Annotated in this window: 19 protein-coding genes; 9 read left to right on the forward strand and 10 right to left on the reverse strand. The window is 70.1% G+C overall.

Annotated elements, in window-relative coordinates:
- Positions 1 to 15: 15 nt before the first annotated feature.
- From menD to G510_RS15235, 3 genes are read right to left on the reverse strand one after another with little or no spacing between them, the layout of a single operon-like run.
- Positions 16 to 1725: a 2-succinyl-5-enolpyruvyl-6-hydroxy-3-cyclohexene-1-carboxylic-acid synthase gene (gene menD, locus G510_RS0103310; protein WP_029152452.1), complete on the reverse strand. Its 1710-nt coding sequence runs from the start codon at positions 1723 to 1725 to the stop codon at positions 16 to 18.
- A complete protein-coding gene (locus tag G510_RS15230; protein ID WP_084644173.1) occupies positions 1682 to 2092 on the reverse strand; it encodes a PLD nuclease N-terminal domain-containing protein in 411 nt (136 codons plus the stop codon). The genes menD and G510_RS15230 overlap by 44 nt, the downstream gene beginning before the upstream one ends.
- A 43-nt stretch (positions 2093 to 2135) precedes the next feature.
- Complete coding sequence (locus G510_RS15235) at positions 2136 to 2924, reverse strand: GntR family transcriptional regulator (protein WP_157560391.1); 789 nt, start codon at positions 2922 to 2924, stop codon at positions 2136 to 2138.
- Between the two features lie 125 nt (positions 2925 to 3049).
- Between G510_RS15235 and G510_RS0103325 the strand changes: the two genes are divergently transcribed.
- Genes G510_RS0103325 through G510_RS0103345 form a run of 5 tightly spaced genes read left to right on the forward strand, consistent with a single transcriptional unit; the run spans position 3050 to position 6445 of the window.
- Positions 3050 to 3958: a transporter substrate-binding domain-containing protein gene (locus G510_RS0103325; protein WP_029152453.1), complete on the forward strand. Its 909-nt coding sequence runs from the start codon at positions 3050 to 3052 to the stop codon at positions 3956 to 3958.
- A 12-nt stretch (positions 3959 to 3970) separates the two neighbouring features.
- The gene (locus tag G510_RS15240) at positions 3971 to 4651 is read left to right on the forward strand and encodes an amino acid ABC transporter permease (protein ID WP_051216261.1); all 681 of its coding nucleotides are present in this window, start codon (positions 3971 to 3973) and stop codon (positions 4649 to 4651) included.
- Positions 4648 to 5301: an ectoine/hydroxyectoine ABC transporter permease subunit EhuD gene (ehuD, locus tag G510_RS0103335; RefSeq protein ID WP_036321722.1), complete on the forward strand. Its 654-nt coding sequence runs from the start codon at positions 4648 to 4650 to the stop codon at positions 5299 to 5301. The genes G510_RS15240 and ehuD overlap by 4 nt, the downstream gene beginning before the upstream one ends.
- Positions 5291 to 6106: an ectoine/hydroxyectoine ABC transporter ATP-binding protein EhuA gene (gene ehuA, locus G510_RS0103340; protein WP_425411283.1), complete on the forward strand. Its 816-nt coding sequence runs from the start codon at positions 5291 to 5293 to the stop codon at positions 6104 to 6106. Before ehuD ends, ehuA begins: the two co-directional genes overlap by 11 nt.
- 24 nt (positions 6107 to 6130) lie before the next feature.
- Complete coding sequence (locus G510_RS0103345) at positions 6131 to 6445, forward strand: DUF4229 domain-containing protein (protein ID WP_029152456.1); 315 nt, start codon at positions 6131 to 6133, stop codon at positions 6443 to 6445.
- Here G510_RS0103345 and G510_RS0103350 read toward each other — a convergent pair.
- From G510_RS0103350 to G510_RS0103360, 3 genes are read right to left on the reverse strand one after another with little or no spacing between them, the layout of a single operon-like run.
- Positions 6401 to 7351, reverse strand: a complete 951-nt coding sequence (locus tag G510_RS0103350) for a 1,4-dihydroxy-2-naphthoate polyprenyltransferase (RefSeq protein WP_029152457.1) — start codon at positions 7349 to 7351, stop codon at positions 6401 to 6403. The genes G510_RS0103345 and G510_RS0103350 overlap by 45 nt on opposite strands.
- A 34-nt stretch (positions 7352 to 7385) precedes the next feature.
- Positions 7386 to 7871, reverse strand: a complete 486-nt coding sequence (locus G510_RS0103355; RefSeq protein WP_029152458.1) for a DUF1990 domain-containing protein — start codon at positions 7869 to 7871, stop codon at positions 7386 to 7388.
- The gene (locus tag G510_RS0103360; RefSeq protein ID WP_029152459.1) at positions 7864 to 8991 is read right to left on the reverse strand and encodes an AMP-binding protein; all 1128 of its coding nucleotides are present in this window, start codon (positions 8989 to 8991) and stop codon (positions 7864 to 7866) included. Before G510_RS0103360 ends, G510_RS0103355 begins: the two co-directional genes overlap by 8 nt.
- A 156-nt stretch (positions 8992 to 9147) precedes the next feature.
- On the opposite strand from G510_RS0103360, the gene G510_RS0103365 reads away from it, so the two are divergent.
- The gene (locus tag G510_RS0103365; RefSeq protein WP_029152460.1) at positions 9148 to 9666 is read left to right on the forward strand and encodes an SNARE-associated domain-containing protein; all 519 of its coding nucleotides are present in this window, start codon (positions 9148 to 9150) and stop codon (positions 9664 to 9666) included.
- Here the strand turns inward: G510_RS0103365 and G510_RS0103370 are convergent.
- A complete protein-coding gene (locus G510_RS0103370) occupies positions 9660 to 10562 on the reverse strand; it encodes a 1,4-dihydroxy-2-naphthoyl-CoA synthase (RefSeq protein WP_029152461.1) in 903 nt (300 codons plus the stop codon). The genes G510_RS0103365 and G510_RS0103370 overlap by 7 nt on opposite strands.
- A gap of 49 nt (positions 10563 to 10611) precedes the next feature.
- Here G510_RS0103370 and G510_RS0103375 point away from each other — a divergent pair, with 49 nt between their 5' ends.
- On the forward strand, positions 10612 to 11631 hold the full coding sequence (locus tag G510_RS0103375) for an o-succinylbenzoate synthase (RefSeq protein WP_029152462.1): 1020 nt from the start codon (positions 10612 to 10614) through the stop codon (positions 11629 to 11631).
- Here the strand turns inward: G510_RS0103375 and G510_RS0103380 are convergent.
- Positions 11583 to 12242 (reverse strand): TetR/AcrR family transcriptional regulator, encoded by a 660-nt coding sequence (locus G510_RS0103380; protein ID WP_036321725.1) that lies wholly within the window; start codon positions 12240 to 12242, stop codon positions 11583 to 11585. The two genes, G510_RS0103375 and G510_RS0103380, sit on opposite strands and share 49 nt — an antisense overlap.
- A gap of 63 nt (positions 12243 to 12305) precedes the next feature.
- On the opposite strand from G510_RS0103380, the gene G510_RS0103385 reads away from it, so the two are divergent.
- Together G510_RS0103385 and G510_RS15245 are read left to right on the forward strand one after the other, a co-directional pair.
- Complete coding sequence (locus tag G510_RS0103385; RefSeq protein WP_029152464.1) at positions 12306 to 15035, forward strand: MMPL family transporter; 2730 nt, start codon at positions 12306 to 12308, stop codon at positions 15033 to 15035.
- Positions 15032 to 17605 (forward strand): YhgE/Pip domain-containing protein, encoded by a 2574-nt coding sequence (locus G510_RS15245; RefSeq protein ID WP_036321728.1) that lies wholly within the window; start codon positions 15032 to 15034, stop codon positions 17603 to 17605. The genes G510_RS0103385 and G510_RS15245 overlap by 4 nt, the downstream gene beginning before the upstream one ends.
- A gap of 50 nt (positions 17606 to 17655) precedes the next feature.
- Here the strand turns inward: G510_RS15245 and G510_RS0103395 are convergent, their stop codons facing one another.
- Positions 17656 to 19014 (reverse strand): NtaA/DmoA family FMN-dependent monooxygenase, encoded by a 1359-nt coding sequence (locus G510_RS0103395; RefSeq protein WP_029152465.1) that lies wholly within the window; start codon positions 19012 to 19014, stop codon positions 17656 to 17658.
- A 116-nt stretch (positions 19015 to 19130) separates the two neighbouring features.
- The gene (locus G510_RS15250) at positions 19131 to 21137 is read right to left on the reverse strand and encodes a PTS fructose transporter subunit IIABC (RefSeq protein WP_051216265.1); all 2007 of its coding nucleotides are present in this window, start codon (positions 21135 to 21137) and stop codon (positions 19131 to 19133) included.
- Positions 21138 to 21151: the final 14 nt, after the last annotated feature.

Raw genomic sequence — 21151 nt, forward strand, 5'->3', positions numbered from 1 at the left:
TCCTGCCGTATGTCGTCACCGCTCCAGCGGCACCTCGATGAGCTGCGGGCCCGCGACGGGCGCGAGCAGCGCCGTGTCGAGCTCGGATCTCGTCGTCGCCCGCGCGTACTCCCACCGGTAGGCCGCGGCGAGGACCGACAGGTCGACGGTGTGCGGCGTCAGCTGCACCCGCGCCATCGCTGACTCGGACGCCACGCCGGCCACCTCGAGGCCGTCGAAGATCGTACCGCCGCCGTCGTTGCCCACGATGACCTGGATCCGCGGGCGCGGTTCTCCGTCGGGCATCAGCAGCGATCCCGCATCGTGCAGGAACGCCAGGTCGCCGAGTAGCACCCGCGTCACGCCGGTATCAGGGCTCGACAGGGCCGCGCCGATCGCCGTCGCGATCGTGCCGTCGATGCCGGCGAGCCCGCGGTTGGCGTGTACGGGGACGCGTTTGCCGGGCAGCACGTCGTCGGCCACGCGCACGAGGCGGCTGGATCCGAACACCAGCCGGTCGTGCGGCCACGTCGCGCGCCAGACGCCCTCCACGAGCAGCGCGCGGTCGAGCTTCGTGCGCACGGCATCGAGCTCGGCCCGCACGGCGGCGAGTCGGGTCTGCGGATCCGTCGAGGCCAGCCCGACGGAATCGGGCGCGGGCGGCGTCAGGTCGACCGCGTGCGCGTCGGAGAATCGCGCCCACGCGGCGCTCCACGCGCGATCGGCCTCGCCCGCGGCCACGGACACGGCGCCGGCGGCGCGGGTGGATCCGTTCAAGTTCAGGGGCTCGTTCGTCGCCTCGAGCGCGATGACGTCGATGTCCGGGCGCGACAGCAGCCGCGTCACCTCCCGGCTCAGCGTCGGGTGCCCCGCGACGATGACCCGCTCGATCCGACCGCCGAGGGACGGCTCTCCGAGGGCCTCTCGGTAGCGGTTGACGACGTGGCGCCCGTAGCGCGAGCCGCTCACGATCTCGGCGATGAGCGGCCAGTCGCCCTGCTCGGAGAGAATCGCCGCGTCCTCGCCCGCGTCGGCGCCCGCAACCATGACGGTGCGCGGTCCGCGCTCGAGCACGAGCGGCGCGGGCGGATCCGGCAGGAGCGCGCGCGCGTCGCCGACGACGGCGTCCGGATCCCGCGGCGCACCCGCGGCGAACCACTCCGGAATCGCTCCCGCGAGCGGCTCGCGGAACGGCAGGTTGAGGTGCGCGACGCCCTGAACGGACTCCCCCGCCGACGCAACGAACGCGCGCACGGCGAGGTCCCGGAACTCGCGAACGGATCCCTCGGGAACCGGCGCGTCGACCGCGAGGCGGGTCGCGGATCCGAACATGCTCGGCTGATCTGTCGTCTGGTTCGCGCCGACGCCCCGCAGCTCGGGGGGACGATCGGCGGTCAGCAGGATCATCGGGACGCCCGAGTGATGGGCCTCGAGCACGGCCGGCAGCAGGTTCGCCACGGCCGTTCCCGACGTGCAGATCACGGCCGCGGGGGTGCGGGTCTCGCGCCCGATCCCGAGCGCGGTGAACCCGGCGGAGCGCTCATCGAGCCGCACGTGCAGCGTGATCCGCTGCTGCCGCTCGAGCTCGGCCGCCGCGAGGGCGAGCGCCTGCGAACGGGATCCGGGGCTGACGATGAGGTGGCGTACCCCGAGCGTGACGAGCGCATCGAGGAGCACGCATGCGGCCTCGGTCGCGGGCGAATCAGCCGCGGGCATCGCGCGGGTCGTCGGGCTCGTCCGATTCATCCGGCTCGTCGGGCTCATCGTCGTCCGACTCGTCGTGCCCGGGAGCGTCGTCGGCGCGGAAGGCGTCTTCGACGTCGAGCATCGCGAGCTCCTCCTCCAGGCGGCGGATCCGCTCGTCGGACGCCACGAAGCGCGGGTCGTCATCCGGGGATATGACGGGCGGCTCGGCCTGCTTCATCTGGTCGAGACGCGCGCGGCCGATGGTCCACCAGAGGATTCCGCCGATGACCGGAACGACGGTGATCAGCACCCAGACGCGCTTCGAAGCGCCACGGTGTCGAGCCTCGGGCTGCATCGCGCAATCGACGATGCTCACCACCCAGAACGCAACCGCGACGAAAGCCAGCGGAATCAGAATTCGTGCCACGTGACCAGTCTATTCCGGCACGCGATGAGTCGCCTGTGACCCATTACTCGATCGACTCGATCCGAGTGAACGAGAGCGGCTCGTCGAGGATCGGCACCTCGACGGTGTCGGCGGAGTCGTCCTCCCCCGTGAGGCGTGCGGAGGCGGCCTCGAACTGCCGCGACAGCGCGAAGGCCGCCGCGTCGCCGTCGCCCGCGACGATCGCGTCGATGAGCTCGCGATATGTCGGTGAGACGGAGCGGCGCACCTGGTAGCCGCTCTTCGCGCTGAAGCTCGCGATGCGCGTCTCGGCGAGCAGCGTCGAGATCCGCGCGGACAGCCGCCGCGATCCGACGAGGTCGACGAGCTGGCGATGGAACTCGAGGTCCGCGTCGCCGATCGGGGCGGGAGCCTCCCCCGCGCTCACGGCGACGAGGCGGGCGAGGCACGCCTCGAGCTCGGCCGTCTCCGTCGCGTTCGGGCGCTGGGCGAGCCGGCGGGCCGCATGGGCCTCGAGCCCGAGGCGCGCCTCATAGAGGTCGGGCACCTCGTCGGCGCCGATGCGGCGCACGCGCAGCCCGCGGCCGGGGATCGAGACGAGCAGCCCCTCCTGCACGAGCCGCTGCGCGCCCTCGCGGAGCGGGCCGCGGCTGACGCCGAGCTGGGCCGCGATCTCGACCTCGCCGAGCGGGGCGCCGACCGACAGGTCGCCCGCGAGGATCGCCTTGCGCAGCTCGATCACGATGAGATCGACCGTTGACATGCGCGATACCGGCACGACCGACCGCGCCGAATAGAACCGAGTGACGGGCTGCACCACGTCACCCTTCCTCTTGCCCAGGAGCTCTCTCACGATCACATTGTCTCACCCGCACTACTCTGTCCTGTTGTCGACAAAAAGACAATCGGATTGCACCACCTTCCACATTGTGACACCGTAGGAGGGTCCTGCAGCAATCACACCTAAGGGGAATCACGATGAATCGACGCACTCTCACGACCGCGTCCGTCACGGGGATCGGTGTCGCCGCGCTCGCACTCGCGGGCTGCACGTCGACCGCACCGAGCAGTGGCGGCGACGAAGACGTCAGCACGCTCCAGAAGATCCAGGACGAGGGATCCATCACCCTCGCCATCGCCAGCGAACAGCCCTACTCGTGGGTCGACGAATCGGACGAGCCGACCGGCGCGACGATCGCGATGCACAAGGAGATCTTCTCCGCGCTCGGCGTCGACAACATCGAGGTCGAAGAAGTCGCGTGGGACAACCTGATTCCCGGACTCAACGCGGGCCGCTGGGACGCGGTCAGCGCCGGCATGTCGATCACGCCGGAGCGCTGCGAAGAGGCAGCGTTCAGCGATCCCGAGATCATGTACACGACCACGCTCGCGGTGCCGGCGGGCAACCCCGACGGCCTCACCGACCTCGACTCGGTTCTCGCGACGGACGGCGACGTCAAGCTCGCCGTGCAGTCGGGCGCGATCGAGGACGGCTACGTCGAGTCGCTCGGCGGCTACGACAACATCATCCAGGTCGACACCATCTCGTCGGGCATCGAGAACATCCAGGCCGGCCGCGCCGACGCCCTCGCGCTGACCGCCGTGTCGCTCGACTGGATGACCAAGGACATGGACGACGTCGAGACGACCGGCCCGTTCGTGCAGGAGATCGATGGCGTCAAGCAGATCGGTGCCGGCGCCACGGTGTTCCGCCCCGCCGACTCCGAGCTTCTCGACGCGTACAACGAGGAGCTCGCGAACATCACGGGCGACGAGCAGTCCTACCTCGACCTGGTCGAGCCGTTCGGCTTCTCCGCAGAGAACCTGCCGCCGGCTGACCTCACCACCGAGCAGCTGTGCGCGGGCGACCTCGAAGACTTCCAGTAGGCGCAGCCTCTCGTGAGCAATTACCTCGACGCGTTCGGAAGGGCGCTGCCGCAGCTCCTCGATGGTCTTCTGATCACCGTGGTGCTGACACTCGGCGGCGCCCTTCTGGCGTTCGTCATCGCCATCGTGCTCGGCCTCGTCGCGCGATTCGACAACATCATTCTCCGGGGCGCGGCACGCATCATCATCGAGCTGTTCCGCGGAACCTCGCTCGTCGTGCAGCTGTTCTTCTTCTTCTTCGTGCTGCCGCTGCCGCCGTTCTACATGCAGCTGAACCCGATCTTCGTCGGCGTGCTGGCGCTCGGACTCAACTACGGCGCGTACGCCGCGGAGGTCGTGCGCGGCTCGATCAACTCTGTGGCCCCCGGCCAGTGGGAGGCGACGACCGCGCTCAGCATGACGCGCACCCAGCGCATGTGGCGCATCATCTTCCCGCAGGCGTGGGCGCTCATGATCCCGTCGCTGAACAACCTGCTGATCCAGCTGCTGAAGGGCACCGCCGTCGTCTACACGATCACGATCGTCGACCTCACCGCCGTGTTCAACAAGCTGCGCGTCGAGACGAGCGTGTACTTCGCCTATGGCATCGCCCTCGTCATCTATTTCATCCTCGCCTACCTGCTGATGCTCTTCATGAACGGACTCGAGAAGCGCGCTGTGCATAAGCTCGGCCGACAGGCGGTGAGCGCATGATCGACACCTCGCTCTGGAACTGGGATCACGTGTGGGCATCGCTGCCCGACATGCTGATGGCCTTCGTGAAGGTGACGCTCGTCGTCACCATCGTCGGCAGCGCCATCGCCATCGTGCTCGGGCTCGTCATCGCCCTCGTGCGCCGCAGCGCGCCGAAGCCGATCTCGCGCATCGTCACCTTCCTGATGAACTTCATCCGCATGACGCCGCTCGTCGTGCAACTGCTGTTCATGTACTACGCGCTCACGAGCTGGTCGCCCCTCATGGTCGGCATCGCCGTGTTCGGCGTGCACTACGCCACCTTCATGGCCGAGGTCTACCGCGCCGGCATCGACTCGGTGCCCCGCGGCCAGTGGGAGGCCACGACCGCGCTCAGCATGTCGCCCGGCCGCACCTGGATCTCAGTGATCATCCCGCAGGCCGTGCGCGCCACCGTGCCCGCACTCGGCAACTACGTGATCTCCATGTTCAAGGAGACCCCGTTCCTCGTTGCCGTGTCGGTCATCGACATGGTCGGTGCCGCACGCGCATACGGTGCCGATCACTTCCGCTTCACCGAGGTGTTCATCGTGGCCGGCGTGCTCTTCCTCATCGCCAGCTACCCCACCTCACTTCTCATCAACCGTCTGGAGAAGCGCCTTGCCTACTGACTCCTTCACCCACACCGGCGCGATCGAGCTCGCCGAGGGCGAGACGCCCGCGATCCGCTTCAACCGCATCGTGAAGCGCTTCGGCGACCACACGGTGCTCGACGGCCTCGACTTCACCGTGCGCAAGGGCGACCGCGTCACGCTCATCGGCCCCTCCGGGTCGGGGAAGACCACGATCCTTCGGCTCGTGATGACGCTCGAGGAGTCGCAGGACGGCTACATCCTGATCGACGACAAGCCGCTCACGCACATCGAGAAGGACGGCAAGCGCGTCGCCCTCAAGGACAAGCACCGCTCGCAGATGCGCAAGCGCATCGGCATGGTGTTCCAGCAGTTCAACCTGTTCCCGAACATGACCGTGCTCGAGAACATCATGGAGGCCCCCGTGCACGTGCTCGGGATCTCGAAGGCCGACGCCAAGCGCCGTGCCCACGAGCTTCTCGAGCAGGTCGGCCTGCCCGACAAGGCCGACGCACACCCGACCTCGCTGTCCGGCGGTCAGCAGCAGCGCGTGGCGATCGCGCGCTGCCTCGCGATGGATCCGGAGATCCTGCTGCTCGACGAGGTGACGAGCGCTCTCGACCCCGAGGTCGTCGGCGAGGTTCTCGGGATCCTTCGCAAGATCGCCGAGACGACCGACGTCACCATGCTGATCGTGACCCACGAGATGCAGTTCGCGCGCGACGTCTCGAACCGTGTGCTGATGTTCGACGGCGGCCGCATCGTCGAAGAGGGCGCCCCGTCCGACATCTTCGACAATCCGCAGGAGCAGCGCACGAAGGACTTCCTGTCAGCGGTGTCCTAGCGGGCAAGAACTAGCATGAGGAGCGTGAAATCTCGCTCGGTCGTTCTGTTCACCCTGCTCCGGCTCGCGTTCTTCCTGGTGCCGCTCGGCATCATGATGCTGTTCCCCGCGTTCTGGGGCATGTGGTGGCTCGCGGTGCTCTTCGCCGCGCTGATCGGCCTGAGCCTGTCGATCATCTTCCTGCAGAAGCCGCGGGGCGAGATGTCCGAGGGCATCTACAACCGCCAGAAGCGCCGCACGAAGGTCACCGAGCGCGAGGTCGACGAGGACATCGAGGATCAGGCGAACGAGGCCCTAACCGATGAAGGCCCAGGCGAGGAAGATTCCGTAGATCGGTGAGCTGATCGAGGTGAGGGCGAGAGCCATCACCAGCTCGCGCGGGGTCTTGTGCGCCCAGATGATCACGAGCGCGGGGCCGCCGGCGACGAGGCCGAACAGGCTCAGCCACGCCGCGGGATAGAACAGCGCGACGTAGCCGGCGATCGCATATGCGGCGACGACGAAGACCGTGTAGAGGATTTTCGTGCCGAGCGGGCCGATGAACGTCGACAACGTGCGCTTGCCTGCGGCGCGGTCCTGCTCGATGTCGCGCAGGTTGTTCGCAAGCAGCACGGCGCAGGCGAAGAACCCGGCGGCGACGGCGCCGAACCACGCCTCCTGCGGCAGGAAGAGCGCCTGCACCCACGTGGTGCCGAGCGTCGCGACCAGCCCGAAGAAGATGAACACGAACACCTCGCCGAGGGCGTTGTATCCGTAGGGTCGCTTTCCGCCGGTGTAGAACCAGGCGGCCACGATGCACGCGGCACCGACGGCGAGCATCCACCACTGGCCCGTGCGGATGACGATCGCGAGCCCGGCGAGCGCCGCGAGGCCGAAGAACGTCAGCGCGACCGTCAGCACGGTCTTCGCCGGGATCCGCCTCGACGCCGTCAGGCGCGCGGGCCCGACGCGGAAGTCGTCGGTGCCCTTGACACCGTCGGAGTAATCGTTGGCGAAGTTCACGCCGATCTGCAGGAACACCGCGACGGCGAGGCAGAACAGGGCGATGACCCAGTGGAAGGTGCGATGTCCGTCGGCGACCACGGCCGCGCCGGTGCCGATCACGACGGGGGTGATGGCGAGCGGCAGCGTGCGCAGTCGCGCCGCACCGATCCAGTCGCCGAGGGTCACAGGTTTGGCGGCGGGCCTCGCCACCGTGCTCCGTTTCGCCGGGTTTCCGCTCACGTGTTTCTGATTCTTCGCCACGAGAGACCATCGTACGCGGGAACCCGCGGAGCCCTCAGGCGCGCAGGGCCCGCAGGTAGCGGCGCGTGTAGACCTCCTGGAGAAGGCGGGCGAGCGGGTAGCCGAGCCAGATGAGCGGGCCGGACGGCCTCGAGAACGCGCGGATCCGCGTCCAGACCGACCCGTCTGGCCGGCGCTCGACGAGGAACGCCTCCTCGCCGCTCTCCGGATGCCCGCGCAGCGTGCCGTACGCGAATCCCGCGACGTCCGGCTCGTCGACGACGTACACGACGCGGCAGGGGACCTCGCGCGGCCAGAGCGGGATCCGCAGGCCCACTTCGTCCCCATCCCGCACCGCGCGGTCGGCGGCGGTGACGCGCATACCGGATCCGCGCTGCAGCCCCCAGCGCATCGTCTGATCGACCGCCGCGCGGAAGCAGTCGTCGCCGTGCCCGATCAGCGCCGCGCGGTCGATCGCCCGGAAGCCCGCGGGCGGGGTTCCCCGCGTCGCCCCGACGGCGTCGTACGTCAGATCAGCCATCGGCGCGCACGATCTCTCGGATCGCGCGGCGGTCGGGCTTGCCGCTGGGCAGCCGCGGAAGGTCGGGGATCGTGACGATGCGGTCGGGGCGCGCGGGTTTGCCGATCTCGCGCTCGACGGCGGCGCGCGCAGCCTCGAGCACGTCGGCGGATCCGGTCGTCACGATGACGGGCGTCTCCCCCCAGCGCTCGTGCGGCGCCGCGACGACGACCGCGTCGGGCAGGAGCTCGCGCACGACGTGCTCGACGCGGTCGAGCGAGACGTTGACGCCGCCCGAGATGATGACGTTGTCAATGCGGCCCGTGACGGCGACGGTGCCGTCGATCACGGATCCGGCGTCGCCCGTGCGGTACCAGCGGGATCCGTCGGCGCCTGCCACGAAGGTCGCGGCGGTGCGCTCGGGGTCGTCGAGGTAGCCGTCGGCGAGGTTCGGCCCCGAGATCCGCAGCTCTCCGTCCGCGACCTGCACCGAGACGCCGTCGAGCGGCACGCCGTCGTAGACGCAGCCGCCGCTCGTTTCGGTGGATCCGTAGGTGCGCACAGGTCGCGCGCCGAGCGCGATCGCCCGCTCGCGCAGCGCGTCGGGAAGCCGCTGTCCGCCGACGAGGATCGCCTCGAACGACGCGAGCGCGGCCGCGACCCCAGCGTCGTGTTCCCCCGCCTCGACGAGCGTCTGGAGCTGCGCGGGCACCAGCGAGGTGTAGGCCGGCACGCGCCGGCCGTCGGCGAAGGATCGCATTCCGCTCGCGGCATGCGCGAACGCCTCGGCCGAGAAGCGGCCCGCGAGGACCGCCGGATCGCGGCCCGCGACGAGCGCGCGCACCATCACCTGCACCCCGGCGATGTACCCGCCCGACAGCGGCAGCAGCCAGTGTCCCTCCCCGATCCGCGCCGCCGTCGCCATCGCCGACGAGATCAGCGCCGAGCGCGACAGCGCGACCGACTTGGGAACGCCCGTAGATCCGGAGGTCGTCAGAACGATGCCCGTTCCGGCCGGCACCTCGCGCGGCGAATCGGCCCCGCCGCCGAGCGCGATCGCGGGCCCCGCGCCGAGGACGGCGCCGCGGACCGCGCGCAGAACGTCGCGAGGATCCGCGCTCTCGATGCGCTCGAGCTTCACGTGACCGCCTTTCGTCTCGTTCCAGTATCCGCCGCCGCGGCTCTTCTCCCGACGCTGACAGCCCATTCAGCCGATGTCGCGATAAAGTAAGGCATACCTCACCATGCGATCTCAGGAGGAGTACATGTCTGAGAACACCGCTGGCGCGCCTGCCTGATGGACGCCATTCTCCGGGACTTCCCCTTCGCCGCCGCATGGATCCTGTTGTTCGTCGTCGGCCTCCTGCGCGGGCAGGGCACGTACTGGCTCGGGCGCGGCGCGTCGGGCGCCGCCACGCGCGTGAAGGGCGACGGCTGGTGGGCGCGGCTCAAGGCCTGGCTCAACGGCGACAGCACCCGCGCGGGGCGCACCGTCGTCCAGCGCGTGGGCCTTATCGCCGTGCCGCTGTGCTACCTGACGGTCGGCCTGCAGACCGCGGTGCTCGTCGCCGCCGGCCTCGTGCGCATTCCCTGGCCGCGCTTCACGATCGCGCAGCTGCCCGGCGTCGCCGCATGGGCGACCATCTACTCGACGATCGGTTTCGCCGGCTGGCTGGCCGCCGTGGCCGCGTTCACGGGCACGGGCTGGGGCTGGGCGCTGCTCGGCGTTCTGGTCGCGGTCGCCGTCGTGCTCGTCGTGCGGTTCGTCAGCCGCCGCACCCTGCGCCCGGCCGAGACCGAGCAGCCGCCTCAGTAGTAGTACGGGTAGCTCGACCAGTCGGGGTCGCGCTTCTCGAGGAACGCATCGCGGCCCTCGACGGCCTCGTCGGTGCCGTACGCGAGGCGGGTCGTCTCGCCCGCGAACATCTGCAGGCCGACCATGCCGTCGTCCGTCGCGTTGAACGCGTACTTCAGCATGCGGATCGCCGTGGGCGACTTCGTGAGGATCGTGCGGGCCATCCCGATCGCCTCGCGCTCCAGATCCTCGTGCGCGACGACCCGGTTCACGGCGCCCATCTCGTAGGCGCGGTCGGCCGAGTACTCCTCGGCGAGGAAGAACACCTCCCGCGCGAGCTTCTGGCCGATCTGCTTGGCGTAGTACGCGGATCCGTAGCCCGCGTCGAAGGAGCCGACATCGGCGTCGGTCTGCTTGAACCTGCCGTGCTCGCGCGACGCGATCGTCAGGTCGCACACCGCGTGCAGCGAGTGCCCGCCGCCGGCCGCCCAGCCGGGCACGACCGCGATGACGACCTTCGGCATGAAGCGGATCAGGCGCTGCACCTCGAGGATGTGCAGCCGCCCCGAGCGCGCGGGATCTGACACGGAGGTCTCGTCGTCGGAGTACTTGTAACCGTCGCGCCCCCGGATGCGCTGGTCGCCGCCCGAGCAGAACGCCCAACCGCCGTCCTTCGCGCTCGGGCCGTTTCCGGTGAGCAGCACGCACCCGATCTTCGAGTCGGTGCGGGCGATCTCGAGGGCTCGGTACAGCTCGTCGACCGTGCCGGGGCGGAACGCGTTGCGCACCTCGGGGCGATCGATCGCGATCCGCGCAATGCGCCCGTCGAGCGACACGTGCGAGGTGATGTCGCGGTAGTCGTCGGATCCGGGAGCACGCGCCCATAGGGCGGGGTCGAAGAGGTCGGAGACAGTCACGATCACACCCTACGCGCGAAACAACCGCCTCTCACGGCAGGATGGGACCATGTCGACCGCACCGCTGCCTCCGCTCGCCGAGATCCTCTCCTCGCTCCGGGTCGTCTCGCTTCCGCTCGTCACCCGCTTCCGCGGCGTCGACCACCGCGAGGCCGCACTCTTCGAGGGGCCGGAGGGCTGGGGCGAGTTCTCGCCCTTCCTCGAGTACGGCGCCGGCGAGGCCAGCACGTGGCTGGCCGCCGCGATCGACTTCGCGTACGAGCCGCAGCCCGCACCGCACCGCACCCGGATCGGCGTGAACGCCACCGTGCCCGCGGTGCCCGCCGCCGAGGTGTCCGGCGTGCTCGCGCGGTACGGCGCGTGCCGCACGGCCAAGGTGAAGGTCGCCGAGGCCGGGCAGAGCCTCGACGACGACATCGCCCGCGTCGCCGCCGTGCGAGATCTTTTGGGGCCGGAGGGCCGGATCCGCGTCGACGCCAACGCGGGCTGGAACGTCGACGAGGCCGAGCGCGCACTGCACGCGCTCGCGGAGTTCGATCTCGAGTACGCCGAGCAGCCGTGCGCGAGCGTGGCCGAACTCGCCGAGCTGCGCGATCGGCTGCGCAAGTGGGATCTGCCGCTCGCCGCCGACGAATCGGTGCGCAAGTCGGAGGATCCGTTGGCGGTCGCGCGCGCCGGCGCCGCCGACATCGTCATCATCAAGGCGCAGCCGCTCGGCGGCGCCCGTCGAGCCCTCGACATCGTCGAGCAGGCGGGCCTGGCGGCCGTCGTCTCCTCGGCGATCGACACCAGCGTCGGCCTCGCGCAGGGCGCGCTCCTCGCCGCCGCGCTGCCCGCCCTCGATCACGACTGCGGCCTCGGAACGGCCGCGCTCCTGGCCGCCGACGTGACGCCGGACCGCTTGATCCCGCACGACGGTGCCGTCACCGCTCAGCGGGTCGCGCCGAGCGCCGAGCTGCTCGATCGCCACGCGGCATCGCCGGACAGGACGGCCTGGTGGAAGCGACGGATCGGCGACTGCTACGCGGTGCTCGAGGACCGGCGACCGAGCACGAGGTCGACGATCTGACCGAGCTCGCGGGTGCGAGTGACCGCGGTCTCCTCGGCCGAGAGGCCTGACATCGCGCACCGCGCGGAGGCATCCGCCCATACGCCGACGATGATGCGCGCCGCGTCGTGCGTCGGCACGCGCAGCTCGAGATTCTTCGAGTCGACGATCTCGCCGATGAGCTGCACGATCTCCTCTGTGATCTCGCCGGTCTGATCGAGGTAGGCAGCCGCGAACTCACGATCGCGCATCGCGCGGATGCTGATCTCGTTCATGAGCAGGGTCGACAGCCGGTCGTCGCCGACGACCTCGAGCGCGTGGATGATGACGCGCACGTCGGCGCCCTGCGGATTGAACTCTCCGGCGGTGCTGATCTCGCCGATCCGAGCGCGAACGACGTCGACGCGTTCGCGGGCGACGACGGTCGCGAGCTCCAGGAACATCTCGTCCTTCGACGCGAAATTCGAGTAGAACGCGCCCCGGGTGAATCCGGCGCGCTCGCAGATCCGCTCGACGGAGGCCTCGCCGAGCCCCACCTCGGCGAAGACCTCGGCCGCCGCATCGAGCAGGCGCGCGCGCGTCGACTCGCGGCTGCGCGGGCTGGGCGGATGCTGAGTTCGGGAGTCGGTCACGGTCGCTACGATACACTTCTGTATTGGATACACATCTGTATCGACCCCCTCGGAGGCTCCTCTATGTCCACCCTCCTGTCCTCTCTCGGCCGATGGTCCTACCGCCACCCCTGGCGGGTCATCGGCTCGTGGATCCTGCTGCTGCTCGTCATGGGCGCGGCGGCGCTCGGCATGAACAAGGGGTTCGATGACTCGATCACGATCCCCGGTACCGAAGCGCAGGACGGGATCGAGCAGCTCGAGCGCACGTTCCCGCAGGTGTCGGGCACGGCGGCGCAGTTCATCGTCGTCGCCGCAGACGGCGACAGCGTGAACGACGATGCCTACCAGGAGCCGATCGAACGGGCCGTCGACGACCTCGCCGATGTCCCGAGCATGTCGAGCGCGACGAGCCCCTACGACGGCCTCGTCGACGGACTCGTCAACGACGACGAATCGGCCGCGATCGCCCAGCTGCAGCTCGAAGGCCAGTCGACGACGATCTCCGACGACGTGAAGCAGCAGATCGAAGACCGCGTGCACGAGCTCGCCGACGACCTGCCGGACGGATCCACGACGAAGCTCGGCGGCGACCTGTTCGCGACCGAGCTGCCCACCATCACCCCGACCGAGGGCGTCGGCGTGCTCATCGCCCTGATCGTGCTGATCGTGACGTTCCGCGCTTTCGTCATGGCCGGCCTGCCGCTCGCGGTCGCCCTGATCGGCGTCGGCGTCTCACTGCTCGGCATCGTCGCCGCGACGGCGTTCACCGACGTCAGCGCCACCACCCCGCTGCTCGCACTCATGCTCGGGCTTGCGGTCGGCATCGACTACGCCCTGTTCATCGCGGCGCGGCATCAGGATCAGGTGCGCGACGGCGTCGCGCCGGAAGACGCCGCGGCGCGCGCGACGGGCACCGCCGGATCCGCTGTCGTCTTCGCGGGCGTCACTGTGCTGATCGCGCTCATCGGTCTGGGCTTCGCGGGGATCCCGTTCCTCACCACCATGGGAATCGCGGCGGCCGTCGCGGTCGCCGTCGCGGTCGCGATCGCCATCACGCTGACGCCCGCGCTGCTCGGTTTCGTGAAGCACCGCGCGTCGGGGCGCCCGCCGCGTCGCGAGAAGAAGGGCAAGGGCTTCGCGAAGCGCTGGGTCGGCATGGTCACGAAGCACCCGATCGTTACGACGATAGCGGTCGTCATCGGGCTCGGCGTCATCGCGCTGCCCGCGACGCAGCTCGGGCTCGCGCTGCCGAACGCCGGTTCGCTCCCGAAGGACAGCGAGGCGCGCCAGGCGTATGACCTTACCGGCGAGCACTTCGGCGAGGGCTTCAACGGCCCGCTGATCCTCACCGGTTCGATCATCACGAGCGACGATCCCGTGGGTCTCATGGAGGATCTCGCCGAAGCCGTCGAGGACATCGACGGCGTCAAGGAGGTCGCGATGGCGACCCCGAACGAGACGGCCGACACCGGCATCGTGCAGATCATCCCCGAGGCGGGCCCGTCCGATCCTGAGACGACCGAGGTCGTGCACGAGCTGCGCGCGCATCACGACGAATGGCTCGACGAGTTCGGCATCGACCTCACCGTCACTGGCTTCACCGCCGTCGCGATCGACGTGTCGGCGAAGCTCGGTCAGGCGCTGCTGCCGTTCGGCATCTTCGTGGTCGGGCTGAGCTTCGTGCTGCTGATGATCGTGTTCCGGTCCATCTGGGTTCCCCTCAAGGCCGCCGTGGGATACCTGCTGTCGATCGTCGCCGCGTTCGGCGTGGTCGCCATGGTGTTCGAGCTCGGCTGGGGCGCCGATCTGCTGCAGGTCTCGAAGACGGGGCCGGTGATCGCGTTCATGCCCATCGTCGTGATGGGCGTGCTGTTCGGCCTGGCGATGGACTACGAGGTGTTCCTCGTCTCTCGCATGCGGGAGGACTATGTGCACGGCTCTCGCAAGCGCGGCGCCACGCACGAGGTCGCCGTCGACTCCGTGAAGAGCGGTTACGCGGCCTCGGCCCGCGTCGTCACGGCAGCCGCCGTCATCATGTTCGCCGTGTTCGCGGCGTTCGTGCCCGAGGGCGACATCAACATCAAACCCATCGCCCTGGCGCTCGCCGTCGGAATCGCGGTCGACGCATTCGTCATCCGGATGACGCTCGTTCCCGCGATCATGGCGCTGCTCGGCAAGCACGCGTGGTGGATGCCCGCATGGCTCGAGAAGCGCCTGCCGCACTTCGACATCGAGGGCGAGGCGGTCGAGCGCGAAGACCAGCTCGCGCACTGGCCCTCCTCCGAGGAACCGTCGGTGATCGCGGCTGACGACCTCGCGATCACGATCGGCGACGAGCGGCTCGTGTCCGACGTCAGCATGCGCGTCGCGCGGGGCGACGCGCTGGTCGTGACGTCTCACGATCCGCGTGCCGCGCGATCCGTTCTGCTGGCCGTCGCGGGGCGCATCGCGCCCGACGAGGACAGCCGATTGCGTGTGGCGGGGCACCTGCTTCCCGGACGCGGATCCGCGGTGCGCTCGCACGTCGCCGTGTCGCTCCCGGGGGCGGACCGTTCGGCGTCGCTCCTCGACGCCGCCGACGGCAGAGCACGCATCGTCGCCATCGACAGCGCGGACCTGCCGGCCGAGCGGAGCGACATGCTCGCGGCGCTGCGGCATGCCCGGGACGCCGCGAAGGATCCGTTGACAGTGATCCTCACGGCCGCGGATCCCGATGCCGCAACCGACCTTCTCGCCGACGCCGGCTGGCTCGGCGCGTCCGTTCTCGACGTGACGCCCGCGGGCGTCGCAGTCTCCGAGGTGATCGCATGACCACGCCCATCGAACGCGCGCGCACGACGCGCCCCGTCACCTGGCTGACCATCGGCGGTGTCCTGGTGCTGCCCGCCGTCATCGGCGGGGTGCTCGTCGCCGCGCTCAACACCCCCACCGACCGGCTCGAGAACATGTCGGCCGCGATCGTCAACCTCGACGAGGGCGCGGAGATCGACGGCCAGCTCGCCCCGCTCGGCCGCCAGCTCGCAGCGGGCCTCGTCGACGGATCCGACGACGTCGACAGCAACATCGACTGGGTCGTCTCGAACGAGTCCGACGCGTCGGACGGCGTGACCGACGGCACCTACCAGGCGGTCGTGACGATTCCCGAAGGATTCAGCGAGGCGGCGATGTCGTCGGCCGATGCGCTCCAGGGTGAGGGCGACCCGAACGTCGCCACGATCGACGTATCCACGGCCGACGACGCGCGCATCTTCGATAGCGCGATCATGCAGCAGGTCTCGTCGATCGCGGCCGACACGATGGGCGCGACTCTTTCCGAGGCGACGCTCGAGAACGTCTTCGTCAGCTTCGGCGACATGGGTTCCCAGCTCGGCGAGGCGGCAGACGGTGCGACCCAGCTCGCCGACGGCGCCACCTCGGCGGAGGACGGCGCTGCCGAGCTCGGTGACGGTGCGGGCGAGCTCGCAGGCGGCGTGCGCCAGCTCGGCGACGGAATCGGACAGCTCGCGACGGGCGCCGATTCCGCAGAGACCGGGGCTCTCGACCTCGCGGCCGGCACCGGCGCACTGTCCGACGGCGCTTACGCGCTCGCCGACGGCGCCGGGCAGCTCTCGGGCGGCGCTACCGCGCTCGCCGACGGTCTGCGACAGGTCGACGACGGACTCGGCGGGCTCGCGGGCGGCGCCGACCAGGTCGCCGGTGGCGTCGCCGGGCTCGCGGACGGCGCGTCCGGGCTGTCGGACGGCGCGAGCCAGGTGTCCGACGGGGTCGCGGGCCTCTCGGACGGCGCGAGTCAGGTCGCGGACGGCGTGAGCGAGCTCGGCTCGGGAGCGACGGATCTCGCCGGCGGCGCGACCGCCCTGTCGGACGGCGTCTCGCAGCTCTCCTCGGGCGCCTCGGAGCTCGCGACCGGCGCTGCCGGCGTCGCGACCGGCACCGCAGGCCTCGACGCGGGGCTCAACGGATCAGCTGACCAGCCCGGGCTCGCCTCGTCGTCGAACGACGTCGCGGCCGGGCTCGAGCAGCTCGCCGCGAGCTGTGCGGCCGCCAGCGGCAGCGCCGACTTCTGCGCGCAGCTGACCGCGCTGACGGGCGGCGCGCGCGGCGTGGCCGACGGATCCGCCGGCCTTGCGGAGGCTGCCGCACAGACGAACGCCGGTGCGCAGCAGGTCGCGGGCGGTGCCACGGCCCTGTCCGATGGCGTCTCGCCCCTCGTCGACGGCGCATCCGCACTGTCGGATGGCGCGACCCAGGTCGCCGACGGCGCGACGCAGCTCGCACCCGGCGCTCAGCAGCTGGCCGACGGCGCAGCGCAGCTTGCACCCGGCGCATCCGCGGTCGCTGACGGCGCGGCAGAGCTCGCCGACGGCGCGACGCAGCTCGCACCCGGCGCGCGGCAAGTGTCGGACGGCGCAGCGCAGCTCGCCGAGAACTCCCCCGCGCTCGTCTCGGGCGCGACCGAACTCGCCGCCGGAGCGACGGGCCTCGCGCGCGGCGCCGGCCAGCTCGGCGACGGCGCGATGCAGGCCATGACGGGCACCTATTCGCTCGCCGATGGCATCGGCATGCTGGGCGACGGGGCGCGCGACGCCGGATCCGGAACCGCGCAGCTCGCCGACGGCGCGACCGCTCTGTCGGACGGCGCCGGCGAGCTCGCGGACGGCATCGGTCAGCTCGGCGACGGCGCGACCGAGCTCGGCGACGGGCTCGGTACCGCGGTCGAGCAGCTGCCGAGCTTCGAGGGCGATGAGGCGGCCGATCTGGCCTCGGTCGTGCGCGCGCCCGTCGGCACGGACGATGACGGCCTCGCGCTGTTCGGCGACGGCGCGATCCCGCTGCTCGCGGCGATCGTCCTGTGGTTCGGATCCCTCGCGACCTTCCTTGCGTTCCGTCCCGTCACCTCGCGCGCACTGACCTCGCGGCGCTCATCCCTCGCGCTTGCGGCGCGCGGTTTCCTGCCGGGAGGCCTCGTCGGCCTCGTGCAGGGCGTGCTCATGGCCGGTGTCGTCGTCTGGATCGGAGACTACTCGGCGTCGCAGTCGTGGACCCTCGTGGGCGTCTCAGCCGTCGCCGGTATCGCGTTCGCCGCGATCCACCAGGCCCTCGCTGCGGTGCTCGGCGGATTCGGTCGGTGGCTCGCTGCGATCGCCGGCGCGCTCGCGATCGCCGTGAGCATCGTCTCGACGACGCCGGGTTTCCTCACCGACCTGGCGAGCCTCCTGCCGACCGCCCCGGCGATGACCGCCCTCCTCGGCGCGACGACGTCGGCCGGCATCAGCGGATCCCTCGTCGCGCTCGCGGTATGGGCTGTGCTGGCCTTCGTCGCCACGCTGATCGCGACCACGACGCGCCGCACCGCGACGCCCGCCGCGGCGCTGGCGTAGCGGCGCCCGTTGGTGCTGCCGGTTGTGTCTGGCAGCACCAACGGATCCGCTCAGGCGAATGCGCCGCGGTAGCGCGCAGCCGGGTGGCGGTCGTTGAGCGTCGGCGTACCGAACAGCTTCTCGCGCAGCGTGCCGGGCGCGTAGTCCGTCTGAGCGAGGCCGCGCTCGCGGAGCACCGGCATCACCCTGTCGGCGAACTCCTCGAACGATCCGGGAATCACGGCGTTCACGACGTTGATGCCGTCGACGCCCGCCTGCTGCCACTGCTCGAGCTGATCGGCGATCTGCTCGGGCGTTCCGACCACCAGGTTGTTGCGCGTCATCCGAGACGCGAGATCTGCGACGGTCGGCTCGCGGTCGGTGATCGTGCGACGCAGCAGTTCGAGGAATCCCTTGGACGTGTTGGTGTCGACGTCCTTGAGCTCCGTCTCGGGCGGGTAGGTGCGACCGTCCTGGTCGACGATCGCCGTGTGTGCGAGAAAGCCCTCAGCGCTGGACCAGCGCTCGAACTCATCGGCCTTCTCCTCGGCCTCGGCCTCCGTATCGCCGACGACGAACGAGAGCCCCTGGAAGAATTTGATGTCGCCCGGCTCGCGGCCGTTCTCGACGGCGAGCGCGCGGGTCTGGTCGATCTGCCACTTCGCGACCTCGGGGTTCGGGGCGAGGATGAAGACCGCCTCCGCGTTCCGCGCGGCGAACCGGCGTCCGGATTCCGACGATCCGGCCTGGTACAGCAGGGGCGTGCGCTGCGGCGATGGCGACGGCAGGTGCGGCCCCTCGACGCTGTAGCGCTCGCCCTCGTGGAAGATCTTGTGCACCTTCGTGACGTCGGCGTAGACGCCGCTGTCCTTGTCCTTCACGACGGCCCCGTGATCCCACGAGCCCTCCCAGAGCTTGAACGCGACGTCGACGTACTCTTCGGCCCAGCGGTAGCGCTCGGCGTGATCGGTCAGTCGCGGCAGCCCGAAGTTGCGCGCCCCATTGTCCTGCGTGCCCGTGACGATGTTCCACGCGATGCGTCCGCGCGAGATGTGATCGAGCGTGGAGACCTGGCGCGCGAAGTTGAAGGGGTGGTTCTGCGCGACGTTCGACGTGAGCGCGAGTCCGAGGTGCTCCGTGACCACCGCGAGTGCGCCGAGCAGCACGGTGGGATCGTTGCTGGGGATCTGCAGGCCGTGCCGCACATAGACCTCGTAGTCAGCATCGGCATCGCCGTAGTGCCCGGTGACGTCGGCGAAGAACATCGCGTCGAACTTCGCCGCCTCGAGCGTCTTCGCAAGGTCGATCCAGACGCCGACGTCTTCGAAATCGACCTGCCCGGCGTCAGGCCGGCGCCAGTGACCGTGCTGGATGTGCGAGTTCGTGTTCATGACGAACGCGTTGAAATGGAGCGGGCGCGGTGTGCTCATGCCTCGACGATGCCGAGAGGCGGACGGCGCCGCAAGAATGTGTCGCGGAATCTCGCGGCGTTACGCCGTTTGACGTGCACATCGTGCGGCGCAGCCCGTGCACATGGCGGCCGGTCTCAGGCCTCGATGCGGCGCTTCAGCAGCGAGACCGCGACACCGGTCGCCAGCGTGCCGGCGACGAGCGCGACGGCGAAGCCCCACAGCGGGGTGATCGCGAAGAAGACGAACAGGCCGCCGTGCGGGGCTTGCGACTCCACGAGCAGGAGCATCGACAGGAATCCGGTCACGGCTCCTCCGAGCATCGACGCCGGGATCACGCGCAGCGGGTCAGCCGCGGCGAACGGGATCGCCCCCTCCGAGATGAACGCCAGCCCCATGGGCCACGCCGCGATGCCGTTCTCGCGCTCGGCGGGCGTGAACTTGCCCCGCGCCAGGATCGTCGAGGCGAGCGCCATGCCGAGCGGCGGCACCATGCCGGCCGTCATGACCGCGGCCATGATGTAGTACGGCACCGGGTTGTCGGGCGAGGCGTCCGCGAGAGATGCGACCGCGAAGGCGTAGGCGACCTTGTTGACCGGTCCGCCCAGGTCGAAGCACATCATGAGGCCGAGGATGATGCCGACGATCGGCAGCAGCCCCGACTCGGCCAGGTTGGTCAGGCCGTCGGTCATGACCTCCATCAGCGCCGCGATCGGTCCGCCGAGCACGAGCAGCAGCAGGCCCGACGCGAAGATGGATCCGAGCAGCGGGATGATCGCTACGGGCATGAGCCCGCGCAGCCACTTCGGCACGCTGAGGCTGCCGAGCCACCACGCCGCGAGGCCCGCGAGCAGGCCGCCGACGATTCCGCCGATGAATCCGGCGTTCATGAGCAGCGCCACGGATCCGGCGACGAAGCCCGGCGCAATGCCCGGCCGGTCAGCGATCGCGTACGCGATGTATCCCGCGAGCGCCGGCACGAGGAACGCCATCGACGCGTTTCCGATCGCGAACGCCACGGCGCCCAGGTACTGGGCGAGGCCGCCGTCGGGCAGGTTCCAGAGCGCGTTGCTCACGACGATGTCGTTCGCGACGCCGCTGATCTCGAATCCGCCGATCAGGAATCCGAGCGCCATCAGCAGGCCGCCGCCCGCGACGAACGGGATCATGTAGCTGACGCCGGTCATGAGGATGCGCTGGATGCGCTTGCCCCAGCTCTCGTCGTGCTTCTGGGAGGCGTTCGACGTCGATGCGGATCCCGACACGCGCTCGGCCTGCGGGTCGTCCGACGCCGCGACCGCGAGGTCGATGAGCTCGGCCGCGTGCTCGATTCCGGCCTTCACCGGGCGGCGGATCACCGGCTTGCCGCCGAAGCGGCCCGGCTCGCGCACGTCAACATCGACCGCGAAGATCACGGCGTCCGCGCCGGAGATGACGGACGGATCCAGCGGCGTGTATCCGCTCGAGCCCTGCGTCTCGACCTGGAAATCGACGCCGGCTTCCTTGGCGGCCTTCGCGAGCGCGTCGGCGGCCATGTACGTGTGCGCGATTCCGGTCGCGCACGCCGTCACGGCCACGATCTTCGCGGATCCCGTCGGCGCGGCATCCGTCGCGACGGGCGCGGATCCTGCGGTCACGCCCGCGGATCCCGCCGCGGCCGCTCCCGCAGCCGCCGCGCCGCCACGCGCGGCCCCGGAACCCTCCCCGATCGCCTCGCTCACGATCCCCACGACCTCATCGGCCGTCGTCGCTGCGCGCAGCGCCGCGAGGAAGTCCTCGTCCATGAGGTGGCGCGCGAGCTGCGACAGCACCGCGAGGTGCTCCTCGGCCGCCGTGTCGGGCGCGGCGATCATGAAGACGATGTCGCTCGGATCCCCGCCGCCGAAGTCGACGCCGGGCGTGAGCCGCGCGAACGCGAGCGACGCCTGGTTGACGGTCGCCGTCTTGGCGTGCGGGATCGCGATGCCGCCGGGCAGGCCCGTCGCATCCTGCTCCTCGCGCGCCCACGCGGCGGCGAACAGCTCATCGGCGTCTCCGGCGCGGCCCTCGGCGACGAATCGCGCCGAGAGTGCGCGCAGCACCTGTTCTTTGTCGGAACCGATCTCGTCGTCGAGACTGACGAGTTCCGGGGTGATGGTGGGCATGCTCTGGTCCTTTG

Origin of the sequence: Microbacterium gubbeenense DSM 15944, assembly GCF_000422745.1 — a bacterium.
GTDB lineage: Bacteria > Actinomycetota > Actinomycetes > Actinomycetales > Microbacteriaceae > Microbacterium > Microbacterium gubbeenense.

Bases quoted from the DNA above. Each gene is read 5' to 3' on its own strand.
- menD (WP_029152452.1), bottom strand. From the start codon at position 1,725: ATGAATCGGACGAGCCCGACGACCCGCGCGATGCCCGCGGCTGATTCG.
- G510_RS0103325 (WP_029152453.1), top strand. From the start codon at position 3,050: ATGAATCGACGCACTCTCACGACCGCGTCCGTCACGGGGATCGGTGTC.
- ehuD (WP_036321722.1), top strand. From the start codon at position 4,648: ATGATCGACACCTCGCTCTGGAACTGGGATCACGTGTGGGCATCGCTG.
- G510_RS0103355 (WP_029152458.1), bottom strand. From the start codon at position 7,871: ATGGCTGATCTGACGTACGACGCCGTCGGGGCGACGCGGGGAACCCCG.
- G510_RS0103365 (WP_029152460.1), top strand. From the start codon at position 9,148: ATGGACGCCATTCTCCGGGACTTCCCCTTCGCCGCCGCATGGATCCTG.
- G510_RS0103375 (WP_029152462.1), top strand. From the start codon at position 10,612: ATGTCGACCGCACCGCTGCCTCCGCTCGCCGAGATCCTCTCCTCGCTC.
- G510_RS0103385 (WP_029152464.1), top strand. From the start codon at position 12,306: ATGTCCACCCTCCTGTCCTCTCTCGGCCGATGGTCCTACCGCCACCCC.
- G510_RS15245 (WP_036321728.1), top strand. From the start codon at position 15,032: ATGACCACGCCCATCGAACGCGCGCGCACGACGCGCCCCGTCACCTGG.
- G510_RS0103395 (WP_029152465.1), bottom strand. From the start codon at position 19,014: ATGAGCACACCGCGCCCGCTCCATTTCAACGCGTTCGTCATGAACACG.
- G510_RS15250 (WP_051216265.1), bottom strand. From the start codon at position 21,137: ATGCCCACCATCACCCCGGAACTCGTCAGTCTCGACGACGAGATCGGT.